Below are 13,687 nucleotides of genomic sequence, written 5' to 3'. Positions count from 1 at the left end.
CGCCATCGTTCGCGGGAGGCCGCATGAGATTCGCCAAAGTCCTCGTCGCGAACCGCGGCGAAATCGCATGCCGCGTGATCCGCACGCTGAAGCGGCTCGGCATCGCGTCGGTCGCGATCTATTCGGACGCCGATCGCGACGCGCGTCACGTGGCGCTCGCCGACGAAGCCGTGCGGGTCGGGCCGGCGCCTGCGGCCGACAGCTACCTGAACGTCGCGGCGATCCTCGCCGCCGCGCGCGAGACCGGCGCGCAGGCCGTGCATCCCGGCTACGGCTTCCTGTCCGAGCATGCGGGCTTCGCCGATGCATGCGAAGCGGCGGGCCTGCGCTTCATCGGCCCGCGCGGCGATCACATGCGCGCGTTCGGCCTCAAGCACACCGCGCGCGCGCTCGCCGCCGCACAGGGCGTCGCGCTGTTGCCGGGCACGGGCCTGCTCGACGACGTGGCGACGGCGCTCGCCGAAGCCGGCGCGATCGGCTATCCGGTGATGCTGAAAAGCACTGCGGGCGGCGGCGGGATCGGCATGTCGCTCTGCCGCGATGCCGCGCAGCTCGAGGCAGCGTTCGAATCCGTCGTGCGGCTCGGCAACGCGAACTTCGCGCATGCGGGCGTCTATCTCGAGAAGTTCGTCGAACACGCGCGGCACATCGAAGTGCAGATCTTCGGCGACGGCCGGGGCGGCGCGATCGCGCTCGGCGAACGCGATTGCTCGGTGCAGCGCCGCAACCAGAAGGTGATCGAGGAAACGCCCGCGCCGGACCTGACCGATGCCGAGCGCGACGCGCTGCACGCGAGCGCGGTGCGGCTCGCCCGCGCGGTCGGCTACGCATCGGCCGGCACCGTCGAATTCGTGTTCGACGCGAACGCGCGCCAGTTCTATTTCCTCGAGGTGAATACGCGCCTGCAGGTCGAGCATTGCGTGACCGAAGCGGTGACGGGCGTCGATCTCGTGGAGTGGATGATCCTGCAGGCCGAAGGCGACCTGCCGCCGCTCGACACGCTCGCGGTCGCGCCGCGCGGCGCGAGCATCCAGGTGCGGCTGTATGCGGAGGATCCGCACAAGCAGTTCCTGCCGAGCGCCGGCCTGCTCACGCACGTCGCGTTTCCGGACGACGTGCGCGTCGACGGCTGGATCGAGGCGGGCACCGAGATCAGCGCGCATTACGATCCGCTGCTCGCGAAGCTGATCGTGCGCGGCGATACGCGGCGCGACGCGCTGGCCGCATTGCAGGCCGCGCTCGCGCGTACCGAGCTGTACGGGATCGAGGCCAACCTCGACTACCTGCGCGCGATCGCCGGCTCGGACACGTTCGCGCGCGGCGCGCCGACGACGGCATTCCTGTCGCGCTTCGCGTTCGCGCCGCACACGATCGACGTGCTCGACGGCGGCGTGCAGACCACCGTGCAGCAGGCCCCCGGGCGGGTCGGCTACTGGAGCGTCGGCGTGCCGCCGTCCGGGCCGATGGACGATCGCGCGTTCGACCTCGCGAACGCGCTGCTCGGCAACGCGCGCGACGCGGCCGGGCTGGAATTCACGATGGTCGGCGCGACGCTGCGCTTCAACACGGCGACGCTGTTCGTGCTCGGCGGCGCGCCGCTCGCGGCCACGCTCGACGGCGAGCCCGCGCCGTTCTGGCAGGTGCTGCGCGCGCGGCCCGGCGCGGTGCTCAAGCTCGGCGGCGTGACTGGCGCGGGCGTGCGCGCCTGCCTGGCCGTGAAGGGCGGGCTGCAGGTGCCCGACTATCTCGGCAGCAAGGCGACCTTCACGCTCGGCCAGTTCGGCGGTCACGCGGGGCGCGCGCTGCGCAAGGGCGACGTGCTGCATCTGCACGCGGACGCGGGGCGCGGCGACGCGGGCGCGACGCTGGCCGCGACCGAGGTTCCCGCGCTGACGCACGCATGGACGCTCGGCGTGCTCGACGGTCCGCACGGCGCGCCGGACTTCTTCACGCCCGACGACATCGCGATGCTCTACGGCACGCAGTGGACGGTCCACTACAACTCCAGCCGCACCGGCGTGCGGCTGATCGGCCCGAAGCCGCAATGGGCGCGGGTGGACGGCGGCGAGGCGGGCCTGCATCCGTCGAACATCCACGACAACGCGTATGCGATCGGTGCGGTCGATTTCACCGGCGACATGCCGGTGATCCTGGGCCCCGACGGCCCGAGCCTGGGCGGCTTCGTGTGCCCGGTGACGGTCGTGCGCGACGAGTTGTGGAAGCTCGGGCAGTTGCGGCCGGGCGACACCGTGCAGTTCGTGCGCGCCCGCGTGTCGCCCGCGCCTGCCGCTGCCGCGGTCGTGCCTGCGGCTTGCGCCGGCGCGCCGGACGATTGCGTGCTGCATCGCGATCCGGCGGCCGGCGGCGGCATCGGCGTGGTGTACCGGCGCTCCGGCGATCGCAACGTGCTGGTCGAATACGGGCCGCTCGTGCTCGACCTGAACCTGCGCTTTCGCGTGCATGCGCTGATGTGCTGGCTCGACGCGCACCGGCTGCCCGGCATGCTCGACCTGACGCCGGGGATTCGTTCGCTGCAGGTGCAGTTCGACGCGCGGACGCTGCCGCTCGCCACGCTGCTCGCGCATCTGCAGGCAGCCGAGCGCGAACTGCCCGACGTGGCCGACATGCGCGTGCCGAACCGCATCGTGCATCTGCCGCTGTCGTGGGACGACCCGTCGACGCGCATCGCGATCGAGCGCTACATGCAGTCGGTGCGGCCCGATGCGCCGTGGTGCCCGAGCAATATCGAGTTCATCCGGCGCATCAACGGGCTGGCGAGCATCGACGACGTCAAGCGCATCGTGTTCGACGCGCGCTATCTGGTGATGGGGCTCGGCGACGTCTATCTCGGCGCGCCGGTCGCGACGCCGATCGATCCGCGGCACCGGCTGGTGACCACGAAGTACAACCCCGCGCGCACCTGGACGCCGGAGAACGCGGTCGGCATCGGCGGCGCGTATCTGTGCGTGTACGGGATGGAAGGGCCCGGCGGTTACCAGTTCGTCGGCCGGACCGTGCAGATGTGGAACCGCCACCGCACCACGCGCGAATTCGAAACCGGCAAGCCGTGGCTGCTGCGCTTCTTCGACGAGATCCGCTTCTACGAAGTCAGCGAAGCCGAGCTGACCGCACTGCGCGCGGATTTCATCGCGGGCCGCGCGGCGCTGAGGATCGAGGAATCCGTGTTCGATCTGGGCGCATACAACCGCTTCCTGCGCGACGAGGCCGAGTCGATCGCGACGTTCAAGGCCGCGCAGCAAACCGCGTTCGAAGCCGAGCGCGAGCGATGGCGCGCGGCCGGGCAGGCGGAATACGTCGGCGAAGCGGAGCCGGGCGACGGGCAGGCGGCGCGCGCGGCGGGCGCGCTCGACGACACGCAGCGGGCGATTGCCGCGGACGTGTCGGGCAGCGTGTGGAAGGTGCTGGTCGAAGCGGGCGAGCGCGTGACCGAAGGACAGGTCGTCGCGATCGTCGAGTCGATGAAGATGGAGGTGGCGGTGACGGCAACGGAAGACGGCACGATCGAGACGATCGATTGCGCGCCGGGCGCGGCGGTGGTGGCCGGCCAGCGGCTGATGGTGATGAAGGCGGGTGCTGCCGAGGAGGTCGCATGAACACGACGGAACGCTCCCTCCTGCCCGGGCTGCGCTCGATTGCCGCGCTGCGCGCGCGCTATGAAGCGGGCGACCTGACGCCGCATGCGCTCGTCGACGCGATCGCCGCGCATTTGGACGCGGGCGACCCGCATCACGCGTGGATCCGGCCGCTGTCGCGCGCGGAGATGACGCGGTATGCCGACGCGCTCGCCGGGCGCGACATCGCGACGCTGCCGCTGTACGGCGTGCCGTTCGCGATCAAGGACAACATCGACCTCGCGGGCATCCCGACGACGGCGGCCTGTCCGGCTTATGCGTACACGCCCGCACGCAGCGCGCCCGTCGTCGAGCGGCTGATCGCGGCCGGCGCGATTCCCGTCGGCAAGACCAATCTCGACCAGTTCGCGACCGGGCTCTCGGGGCAGCGCTCGCCTTACGGCGCGTGCCGCAATGCGCTCGATCCGCGCTATGCGTCGGGCGGGTCGAGTTCCGGGTCGGCGGTGGCGGTCGCGCTCGGCGTCGCGACGTTCTCGCTCGGCACCGACACGGCCGGCTCCGGGCGCGTGCCGGCCGCGTTCCACGGCCTCGTCGGGCTCAAGCCGACCCGCGGCGTGGTGAGTACGCTCGGTGTCGTGCCGGCCTGCCGCTCGCTCGATTGCGTGTCGGTGTTCGCGCACTCGCCGGCCGATGCGCGGGCCGTGTTCGACGTCGCGCATGGCGTGACCGAAGGCGATCCGTACGGGCGCGCGTGGCAGCCGCTGCCGGGCGCTAGCGGACTGCGCGCGCATCCGGGGCGGCCGCTCGCGCAGTTGCGCTTCGGCGTGCCGCGTGCCGATCAGCTCGAGTTCTTCGGCGACGAATCGTATCGCGCGGCGTGGGGCGTGGCGCTCGAACGCCTGCGCGCGACCGGCGCGCGGGTCGTCGAGATCGACTTCGGCCCGTTCCTGGCCGCCGCGCGGCTGCTGTACGAAGGCCCGTGGGTGGCCGAGCGGCTCGCCGCGATCGGCGCATTCGCCGCGCGGGAACCCGATGCGCTGCATCCGGTGATCCGCGAGATCGTCGGCGGTGCGTCGCGTTTCAGCGCGGCCGATGCGTTCGCGGCATTCGACCGGCTCGCGATGCTGCGCGTCGAGGCCGATCGCGCATGGGGCGGGCTCGATGCGATCGTGATGCCGACCTCGGCGACGACCGCGACCGTCGACGCGCTCGAAGCCGACCCGATCGGCGTCAACTCGCGCTTCGGCTACTACACGAACTTCGTCAACCTGCTCGACCTGTCGGCGATCGCGGTGCCGGCCGGCACGTGCGAAAGCGGACGGCATGCGGGCTTGCCATTCGGGATCACGTTCGTCGGCCGCGCGCACGACGATGCGCGGCTGCTGGATCTCGCGCAGGCGTGGGTCGACGGCGCCGTCGCGGGCGGCGATGCGGGCGTCGGCGATGCCGGGGCGCCAGCGCCGGCGGCGCCTGCGTCCGGCGCATCGTCCGATGTGTCGTTTGGCGCATCGTCTGGCGCGTCGTCCGGTGTGTCGTCCGATGTGTCGTCCGGCGTGTCGTCCGGCGTGTCGTCCGGCGTGTCGTCCGGTGTGTCGTCCAACGCGTCGTTCAACGCGTCTTCCAACGCGTCGTCCGGTGTCGTGTGCGTGGCCGTCGTCGGCGCGCATCTGCGTGGCGAGCCGCTGAACGGGCAGCTCACGGATCGGGGCGCGCGTTTCGTTGCCGCGACGACGACGGCCGCCGCCTATCGCCTCTACGCGCTGTCCGCGGCGGCCAGCGGCGGCCTCGCCAAGCCGGGCCTCGTGCGCGTGCCGGACGGCGGCGCGCCGATCGCGGTCGAGATCTGGGAGATGCCGGTCGACGCGTACGGCAGCTTCGTCGCCGGGATTGCGGCGCCGCTCGGCATCGGCACGCTGACGCTCGCGGACGGTTCGCGGGTGCAGGGTTTCCTGTGCGAAAGCGCGGCGCTCGACGATGCGCAGGACATCACGCGCTTCGGCGGCTGGCGGGCCTACCGCGCCCAGGCCGCCGACGGCGCATTGCAATGAACGCCCGGTCGCGCGTGGCCCCGGGGCGGCGCGCGACCGGCACCCGCAACGATACGGAGATTCCCATGTCAATGACCCGCAACACGACCGGCTGGCTGGCCGTGCGCCGCGAACTGACGACGCGCGGCAAATGGACGCTCGGCCTCGCGTCGTTCCTGCTGCCGTGCGCCGTCTGGTGCCTGATCAGCTATGTGCCGTTCGTCTGGCATCCGCAGATGCGCATCACGAATCCCGGGAGCGTCGACTATTTCCAGGCCGGCATGCAGATCGATCGCGACGTGTTCGACGACGAACTCGCGCATGCGCGTGCGACGCACGCGGCCGTGCCCGAAGGCGTGCGCGCGAACCCGGTCTACCTGCCCGCGCCGCACCAGGTGCTGCGCGCGTTCTACACGGCGTTCACGACACCGCCCGCATCGCGCGACGGCGTGTGGCTGCACGAGAGCCTGTGGCACAGCATCCGGATCATCTTCTGGGGCTTCGTGATCTCGTCCGCGATCGGCGTGCCGCTCGGCATCGTCTGCGGCACCTTCAGTGCGCTCGCGCGGCTGCAGGAGCCGTTCCTCGAGTTCTTCCGCTACCTGCCGGCGCCGGCGTTCGGCGCGCTGATGGTCGCGATTCTTGGCATCTACGACGCGCCGAAGATCGCGATCATCGTGATCGGCACGCTGTTCCAGCAGGTGCTGATCATCGCGAACACGACGCGCAAGCTCGAATACGGGTTGTTCGAGGCCGCGATGACGCTCGGCACGAAGAAGCTGAAGCTGCTCACGCACGTCGTGATTCCGGGCGTGCTGCCGGACCTGTATCGCGACCAGCGGATCCTGCTCGGCTGGGCGTGGACCTACCTGATCGTCGCCGAACTCGTCGGCACGAGTTCGGGCATCACGTGGTACATCAGCCAGCAGGCCCGCTACCAGCATTTCGACAACGTATACGCGGCGATCCTGATGATCGGGATCATCGGCCTCGGCACCGACATCGTGCTCGGGCTGCTCGGCCGCAAGCTGTTTCCGTGGGATCGCACGCTGAAGGCGTGACACCCGTCGACGCGCATCCATCGACCGATTTTCGCAGAGGGCATCATGCAGAATCCGCAAACCGTTCCCGATTACCTGATTCAATCCGACGCGGTGCGCGAGCGCTTCGCGCGGCTGAAAACCCGCGACGTGATTCTCGACGTGCGCCATGTCGGCAAGCGTTTCGCGACGCCGCAGGGCGAGTGCGTCGCGCTCGACGACATCAGCTTCCGTACGCACCGGCGCGAGTTCGTGTGCGTGATCGGCCCGTCCGGCTGCGGCAAGTCGACGTTGATCCGCATCCTGGCCGGGCTCGACGCGCAGACGAGCGGCGAGGTGCTGCTGGACGGCAAGCCCGTGCAGGGGCCGGGCGCCGACCGCGGGATGGTGTTCCAGGGCTATACGCTGTTTCCGTGGCTCACCGTGAAGAAGAACGTGATGTTCGGCCTGCGCATGAACGGCAGCAGCAGCGGCGAGGCCGAGCGCGAGGCGCTGCAGTGGCTCGATCTCGTCGGGCTGACGCGTTTCGCCGACGTGTATCCGCACCAGTTGTCGGGCGGGATGAAGCAGCGCGTGGCGATTGCCCGCGCGCTCGCGAACCGCCCGCGGATCCTGCTGATGGACGAGCCGTTCGGCGCGCTCGACGCGCAGACGCGTGCGCGGATGCAGACCCACCTGCTCGACATCTGGCGCAATATCGACGTGACGATCCTGTTCATCACGCACGACCTCGACGAGGCGATCTTCCTGGCGGACCGGATTCTGGTGCTGAAGGCGAACCCGGGCGGCGTGCAGGAACTGATCGAGGTGCCGGTGCCGCGGCCGCGCGATTATGCGCAGGTCAATACGCCCGAGTTCATTGCAACGAAGGCGCGGCTCGAAGCGCTGATCCATCCGAAGGAAGCGGTGGCCGCGGACGACGAAGGCGTCAAGCCGCACATGATCCGGATGACGGACGTCGCGGACAATGTCGAGTAGCGGGCATGCGCCGAACAGCATTCGCGGCCTGCGCGCAAGGCATCGGCGCGGGTGCGGGACCTGTCCGCATTTTTGTGGGCGAGGCCGGCCTCGACGACGCGCCGCAGCAGGCCTGGCGCGAGTCGAACCATCGGTGTTGCTTGGCAGCGCGATCGACGATCGCTGGGTCCACGCCGAGTGCCTTGCCGGCTTCGCGCAGCGCGCTGAGCGGCCGATAAATCGTCCGTCTCGAGCAAAAACTGAAGGTTTGATCACTGATAGAGTTCTGCGATCGCCGCGCTGTATTGCTCGACATTGCGCTCTGCATGCGGATCAAGCGTCTTCAAGAAACCACGCGCGGCACACCGGTAGTCGTCGAGCCGCCCATCGTGCTCTGCAAACGCCTGGCGTAGCGCCAAAGCGCCGTCCTGCGGGTCGAAGTCCGTATACCGGTATCCACTGTCCCCAAGCAGCGTCGAATTGTGGATAAGCGGGTACCCGCCATACAGCGCCTCGTAGTACAGGTAATTCTGTCCATTCTCCCAATGGTGAGAAATGATCGCGTCAGCCTGCAACGCCATGATTTCATACGTGGGAAAGCGCGCCTCGAATGAAGCAAGCCCGTGCCGCACGAGGTCGAGGCTCGTCGCGAATCCGACAAACAGCGGGTCGCTCTTCAGATGAAACGAGTTATATACACGCAGCACCTCGATGATGTCGGGCGACTGACGATATGCGACATCCGCAAGCAGCATCGAAACGTGGCTGGTCTTCACCATGCATAGGTTGGGTTCAAGGATGGCGAGGCGCCAGCGCGAGCGGCCGGGGGTATAGCCGAACGGCTGCGTCGGCGCACTCCGGCCGACTGCGCGTTCGAGGAGCACCGGACTCCAGATATGCTGCATGGTTCGCACCGGGGCACGCAATGCTGCTTCGTAATAGGCAGAGCACGTTCTTTCAAAGGCAGGCAATGTCCAGATCATGTCGTATCCGGTACCGGAAACAAGCATGCCATGAGGGCGATTGAAGATCATGCGCTCGACATCGATTGCGTAATCGTTGGCCACGCGCATGCCGATGACGCGCCCGCCGCGCGACCGGAAGTCTCGCGCCCACTGCGGGTCGAGCTGCGCGCTCAGCTCGATGATCACATCAAGCTGCGAGCGCGCCGTTTGCAGATCGATCACCTGCGCCGGCGCATCAGCCAGAAATTCTCGTGCATCCTCGGCACGACCATCGCCACCGTTGACCAGGAATACTGCCTCGACGAGGGGCGATTTCGCGAGCAGCATGGCCAGGAAGAAACAGTTCTGAAAGATCCCGTTTTCCCACATGGATTGCTGACCTGAACGCACGAAGAGCGTCACCCCTACCTTGAGCCCCCGACCATTCAACATGCCGCCCTCCGATCTCGTACGGATGTCAACCGCAACAAGCTGCGCGAATACGCAGTCTGATTCATCGTGTGAAGCGGGCTCAGCGCGGCCAGAAACTCGCTTGCGGAGCGCCGATAGGAATCGAAATTCTCATCGTGGTTTCGGGAAGCTTCGATGAGCCGACATGCGCCGCTCGGTATGTCCGCGTCCGGATAGTAGTACCCTGCCGACCCCAGCCACTTCGAGTTATGGATCAACGGGTATCCGCCGTAAAGTGCATCCAGATAGAGCGTATTCTGATCTTGTTGCCACTGATGCGTGACAACGGCGTCGCCGAACTGGCTCATGTAGCCGGCGAAATCATGCCGTTGCTCGAAGCGGACTTTCCGGCGCTTCGTCAGGTCCAGGGAGTTGGCAAGATGCACGAACGTCGGATGATCTTTCATCTGAATCGTGTTGAGCAGATGCAGTTCGGCAACGGCATCCTCGTTCGCACGAAAAGCTGCATCGCAGATCAGCATTGGAATACTGCATGTCTTGGTGACGGAGATATTCGGCTCCAATACCGCAGCCCTGAGTGCGCGAAACGTATATTCCTTGCGAGATTGGGGACGATATCCGAATTCGACTGCATGGTCCCTGCGCAGCAATGTGGCGCGCCGCTCGAGAAATGTCGGTTCCCACAAATAGGGCACGTCGTACACCGGGCATCGGTAAAGGGATTCGAGCATTGGGTGAAAGCACCGGTCTCTCGGCAAGGTCCAGATTTCATCGCAGCGCTCAAAACGGGAGACATAGCCCTCCGTGCCGAAGATCGTTGGCTCGATCAGGGCTGCATAGGGCTGTCCGCAGCAGTGGTAGACCACCTTCTTTCCCTTCGAGCGCAATTGGTCGAGCCAATTGACGTCGAGCCCGCCCGCCATTTCGATCGCCACGTCGATCAAGTCGGTTGTGTCTTGCGGCGCAATCAGCCGAAAGCCGGCATCGTCCGGCTCGACGTCATCGGGCAGGTGTGACTGATCGCCACAATTGAGCAGCAACACTTCTTCGACAAACGGCAACGTGCGCAACAAGCGGGCCAGATAGAACACGTTCTGGCCCAGGCCGTTTTCCCAGACGTTCTGGCCGGCATGCGTGAAAGCCGAAATTCCGATTCGCATGATTGTTCACTCGAGTGCGTATGCGTCGCTTACCACTGGTAGGCTGCGCCAGCACCGTACGTATTGCCGCCCGCACCGTTGATCGCCACCCCTCCCTTGACCTTCAGGTTGTTCGTGATTCGAGCGGTAAAACCAAGGGCCACCGCCTGATATCCCTGGTAGCCGGCGGTACCTATGCCGAACGAGAGCGTCTTCCCGGGATCAACTTCAGGAATCATCGTCAGCGCGGCGGCACTGGCAATTCCGGAATAGGCCATCCTTGCCACCTGATTCACGTTCGACTGCACGGCTCCCAATTGCGACATGTTGACCGCGTCCGTCGGGTTCATCCCGGGCGCCACATTCGTAATCCTGCGCTCGTTGCCAGGCGAGCCCACCGACACCGTGTTCGCTTCGCTTGCGATTGAGCTCGCGCCTAGCGCGACCGAATTCTCCGCTGTTGCTACCGCTCCCGCGCCGAGCGCAACCGAGTTCGTCCCCGAGGCGAGCGCGTTGGTGCCCGTTGCCGTGGCGGAGCTGTTGACGACCTGTGCTGCGGCGCCTGTCGCGACCGGGTTTGCCGACATGCCCTGAACTGCTTGCGCGGTAACGACTGCCTTCGTGCTGGTCGAGAGCGAGGTCGAACTGGTAGATAGCGAAGCCGTCCCTGTCGATGAGGTGCTTTGCGCGGTACTGGCACTTGTCGAGGTCGATGTCGAGAGCGCGGTAGCAGTAGACGTACTCGTGCTTTGCACCGCGACTTTGCCGGACCCCTGCGAGTTTATCTGCGTGGACAGCGAGGCCAGCCCCGTCGACAGCGATGTCACCGTGGTACTCAACGCCGCCACCTTGCCGTTTGTTGTGTTCAAACCGGTCGAGAGAGACGCAACGCCGGTGAAGAGCTGAACCACGCTGGTCGATGTGGAAAGGCTCAACGTCGACAGGCTGTTGTTGACCGCGTTCAGTTTGTTGAGCCAGGAGGCAATCGAGCCGGAATACGAGGTCGACAACGACGCCAGATTGCTGTTCGTCGTGTTCAGGCTCGTGGAGAGTGAAGTCACACCGTTCTCTGCCGCGCTGATTCCGGTCGATGCCGATGTCGACAGGCTCGATACGTTGTTGTTGGTCGTGTTCAGACTCGTTGATAGCGAGTTGACCCTGCCGGTCGTCGTGTTCAAGCTCGTGGAAAGCGAGCCGACCGTGCTGTTCGTCGTGTTCAGGCCAGTCGACAGCGAGCTTACGCCGCTTTGCGCCGTGCTGATGCCGGCCGCGGTCGAGGTCGACAGGCTCGCCACTTTGCTGTTGGTCGTGTTCAGACCTGTCGACAGCGAGGTCACACCGCTTTGCGCCGTGCTGATGCCGGCGGCGGCCGTCGTCGACAGGCTCGCCACATTGCTGTTGGTGGTGTTCAGGCCCGTCGACAGGGAGGTCACGCCGCTTTGCGCCGTGCTGATGCCGGCCGCGGTCGAGGTCGACAGGCTTGCCACTTTGCTGTTGGTCGTGTTCAGACCTGTCGACAGGGAGGTCACGCCGCTTTGCGCGGTGCTGATGCCGGCCGCGGCCGAGGTCGACAGGCTTGCCACATTGCTGTTGGTGGTGTTCAGGCCCGTCGACAGCGAGCTTACGCCGCTTTGCGCCGTGCTGATGCCGGCCGCGGTCGAGGTCGACAGGCTCGCCACTTTGCTGTTGGTTGTGTTCAGTCCCGTCGACAGCGAGGCCACGCCGCTTTGCGCCGTGCTGATGCCGGCCGCGGTCGAGGTCGACAGACTCGCCACTTTGCTGTTGGTGGTATTCAGGCCCGTCGACAACGAGGTCACGCCGCTTTGCGCCGTGCTGATGCCGGCGGCGGTCGAGGTCGACAGGCTCGCCACGTTGCTGTTGGTGGTGTTCAGGCCCGTCGACAGCGAGGCCACGCCGCTTTGCGCCGTGCTGATACCGGCTGCAGCCGACGTCGACAGACTCGCCACGTTGTTGTTCGTGGCGCTCAGGCCCGTCGACAGCGAGCTGACGTTGCCGTTGGTCGCATTCAAGCTGGTCGACAGCGATCCGACGTCGGTCGACTCCTGGGTCGACAGTGCACCGAGGGTGCTGTTGGTCGTGTTCAGACCTGTCGACAGCGAGCTCACGCCGCTTTGCGCCGTGCTGATGCCGGCGGCAGCCGAAGTCGACAGACTCGCCACGTTATTGTTCGTGGCGCTCAGGCCCGTCGACAACGAGCTGACGTTGCCGTTGGTCGCATTCAAGCTGGTCGACAACGATCCGACGTCGGTCGATTCCTGAGTCGACAGTGCACCGAGGGTGCTGTTGGTCGTGTTCAGACCTGTCGACAGCGAGGTCACCCCGCTTTGTGCCGTGCTGATACCGGCGGCAGCCGAAGTCGACAGACTCGCCACGTTGTTGTTCGTGGCGCTCAGGCCCGTCGACAACGAGCTGACGTTGCCGTTGGTCGCATTCAAGCTGGTCGACAACGATCCGACGTCGGTCGACTCCTGAGTCGACAGTGCCCGAGGGTACTGTTGGTCGTGTTCAGACCTGTCGACAGGGAAGTCACGCCGCTTTGCGCCGTGCTGATACGGCGGCAGCCGACGTCGACAGGCTGCCACATTGCTGTTGGTGGTATTCACGCTGGTCGACAACGATCCGACGTCGGTCGACTCCTGAGTCGACAGTGCCCCGAGGGTACTGTTGGTCGTGTTCAGACCTGTCGACAGGGAAGTCACGCCGCTTTGCGCCGTGCTGATACCGGCGGCAGCCGACGTCGACAGACTCGCCACATTGCTGTTGGTGGTATTCAAGCTGGTCGACAGCGATCCGACGTCGCTCGACTCCTGGGACGACAGTGCACTGAGGGTGCTGTTGGTCGTGTTCAGACCTGTCGACAGCGAGCTGACGTTGCCGTTGGTCGCATTCAAGCTGGTCGACAACGATCCGACGTCGGTCGACTCCTGGGTCGACAGTGCACCGAGGGTGCTGTTGGTCGTGTTCAGTCCTGTCGACAGCGAGCTCACGCCGCTTTGCGCGGTGCTGATGCCGGCCGCGGCCGACGTCGACAGACTCGCCACATTGCTGTTGGTGGTATTCACGCTGGTCGACAACGATCCGACGTCGGTCGATTCCTGAGTCGACAGTGCCCCGAGGGTACTGTTGGTCGTGTTCAGACCTGTCGACAGCGAGGTCACACCGCTTTGCGCCGTGCTGATGCCGGCCGCGGCCGACGTCGACAGACTCGCCACATTGCTGTTGGTGGTATTCACGCTGGTCGACAACGATCCGACGTCGGTCGACTCCTGCGTCGACAGTGCACTGAGGGTGCTGTTGGTCGTGTTCAGGCCGGTCGACAACGAGGTCACGCCGCTTTGCGCCGTGCTGATGCCGGCGGCAGCCGACGTCGACAGACTCGCCACATTGCTGTTGGTGGTATTCACGCTGGTCGACAACGATCCGACATCGGTCGACTCCTGGGTCGACAGTGCCCCGAGGGTACTGTTGGTCGTGGTCAGGCTCGTCGACAGGGAGGTCACGCCGCTTTGTGCCGTGCTGATGCCGGCCGCGGCC

General features: G+C 66.3%; 8 protein-coding genes. 5 read left to right on the top strand and 3 right to left on the bottom strand.

Features of this window, described 5'->3' with window-relative positions:
• The first annotated feature begins 23 nt into the window (after positions 1 to 23).
• The 4 genes from uca (at position 24) to PL79_RS07270 (ending at position 7,638) form a co-directional block, all read left to right on the top strand.
• Entirely contained in the window at positions 24 to 3,614 is a 3,591-nt protein-coding gene (uca, locus tag PL79_RS07285; protein WP_044848698.1) for an urea carboxylase, read from the top strand.
• Positions 3,611 to 5,641, top strand: coding sequence for an allophanate hydrolase (atzF, locus tag PL79_RS07280; RefSeq protein WP_044848697.1), 2,031 nt, complete (start codon positions 3,611 to 3,613; stop codon positions 5,639 to 5,641). Before uca ends, atzF begins: the two co-directional genes overlap by 4 nt.
• Before the next feature lie 65 nt (positions 5,642 to 5,706).
• Entirely contained in the window at positions 5,707 to 6,681 is a 975-nt protein-coding gene (locus tag PL79_RS07275) for an ABC transporter permease (RefSeq protein ID WP_044848741.1), read from the top strand.
• A 45-nt stretch (positions 6,682 to 6,726) separates the two neighbouring features.
• Positions 6,727 to 7,638 carry an ABC transporter ATP-binding protein gene (locus tag PL79_RS07270; RefSeq protein ID WP_044848696.1) on the top strand — a complete coding sequence of 304 codons (912 nt, stop codon included), beginning with the start codon at positions 6,727 to 6,729 and terminating at the stop codon, positions 7,636 to 7,638.
• A 251-nt stretch (positions 7,639 to 7,889) separates the two neighbouring features.
• Here the strand turns inward: PL79_RS07270 and PL79_RS07260 are convergent, their stop codons facing one another.
• From PL79_RS07260 to PL79_RS07250, 3 genes are read right to left on the bottom strand one after another with little or no spacing between them, the layout of a single operon-like run.
• Complete coding sequence (locus PL79_RS07260; protein ID WP_044848695.1) at positions 7,890 to 9,014, bottom strand: DUF2827 domain-containing protein; 1,125 nt, start codon at positions 9,012 to 9,014, stop codon at positions 7,890 to 7,892.
• Entirely contained in the window at positions 9,008 to 10,153 is a 1,146-nt protein-coding gene (locus PL79_RS07255) for a DUF2827 family protein (protein ID WP_044848694.1), read from the bottom strand. The genes PL79_RS07260 and PL79_RS07255 overlap by 7 nt, the downstream gene beginning before the upstream one ends.
• Before the next feature lie 29 nt (positions 10,154 to 10,182).
• Positions 10,183 to 13,386 (bottom strand): YadA-like family protein, encoded by a 3,204-nt coding sequence (locus PL79_RS07250; protein WP_207671166.1) that lies wholly within the window; start codon positions 13,384 to 13,386, stop codon positions 10,183 to 10,185.
• Here PL79_RS07250 and PL79_RS36340 point away from each other — a divergent pair.
• Positions 13,367 to 13,687: hypothetical protein (locus tag PL79_RS36340; protein WP_207671165.1), on the top strand; the 321-nt coding region annotated here is incomplete at its 3' end. The two genes, PL79_RS07250 and PL79_RS36340, sit on opposite strands and share 20 nt — an antisense overlap.

This window comes from Burkholderia sp. USMB20, assembly GCF_000949135.2.
GTDB lineage: Bacteria > Pseudomonadota > Gammaproteobacteria > Burkholderiales > Burkholderiaceae > Burkholderia.
Note: the sequence above shows the minus strand (reverse complement) of the source record. Positions and strands in the feature narration are given on the sequence as shown.

Coding starts and splice junctions, on each gene's coding strand:
- PL79_RS07260 (WP_044848695.1), bottom strand. CDS start 9,014: ATGTTGAATGGTCGGGGGCTCAAGGTAGGGGTGACGCTCTTCGTGCGT.
- atzF (WP_044848697.1), top strand. CDS start 3,611: ATGAACACGACGGAACGCTCCCTCCTGCCCGGGCTGCGCTCGATTGCC.
- PL79_RS07270 (WP_044848696.1), top strand. CDS start 6,727: ATGCAGAATCCGCAAACCGTTCCCGATTACCTGATTCAATCCGACGCG.
- PL79_RS07255 (WP_044848694.1), bottom strand. CDS start 10,153: ATGCGAATCGGAATTTCGGCTTTCACGCATGCCGGCCAGAACGTCTGG.
- PL79_RS07275 (WP_044848741.1), top strand. CDS start 5,707: ATGTCAATGACCCGCAACACGACCGGCTGGCTGGCCGTGCGCCGCGAA.
- uca (WP_044848698.1), top strand. CDS start 24: ATGAGATTCGCCAAAGTCCTCGTCGCGAACCGCGGCGAAATCGCATGC.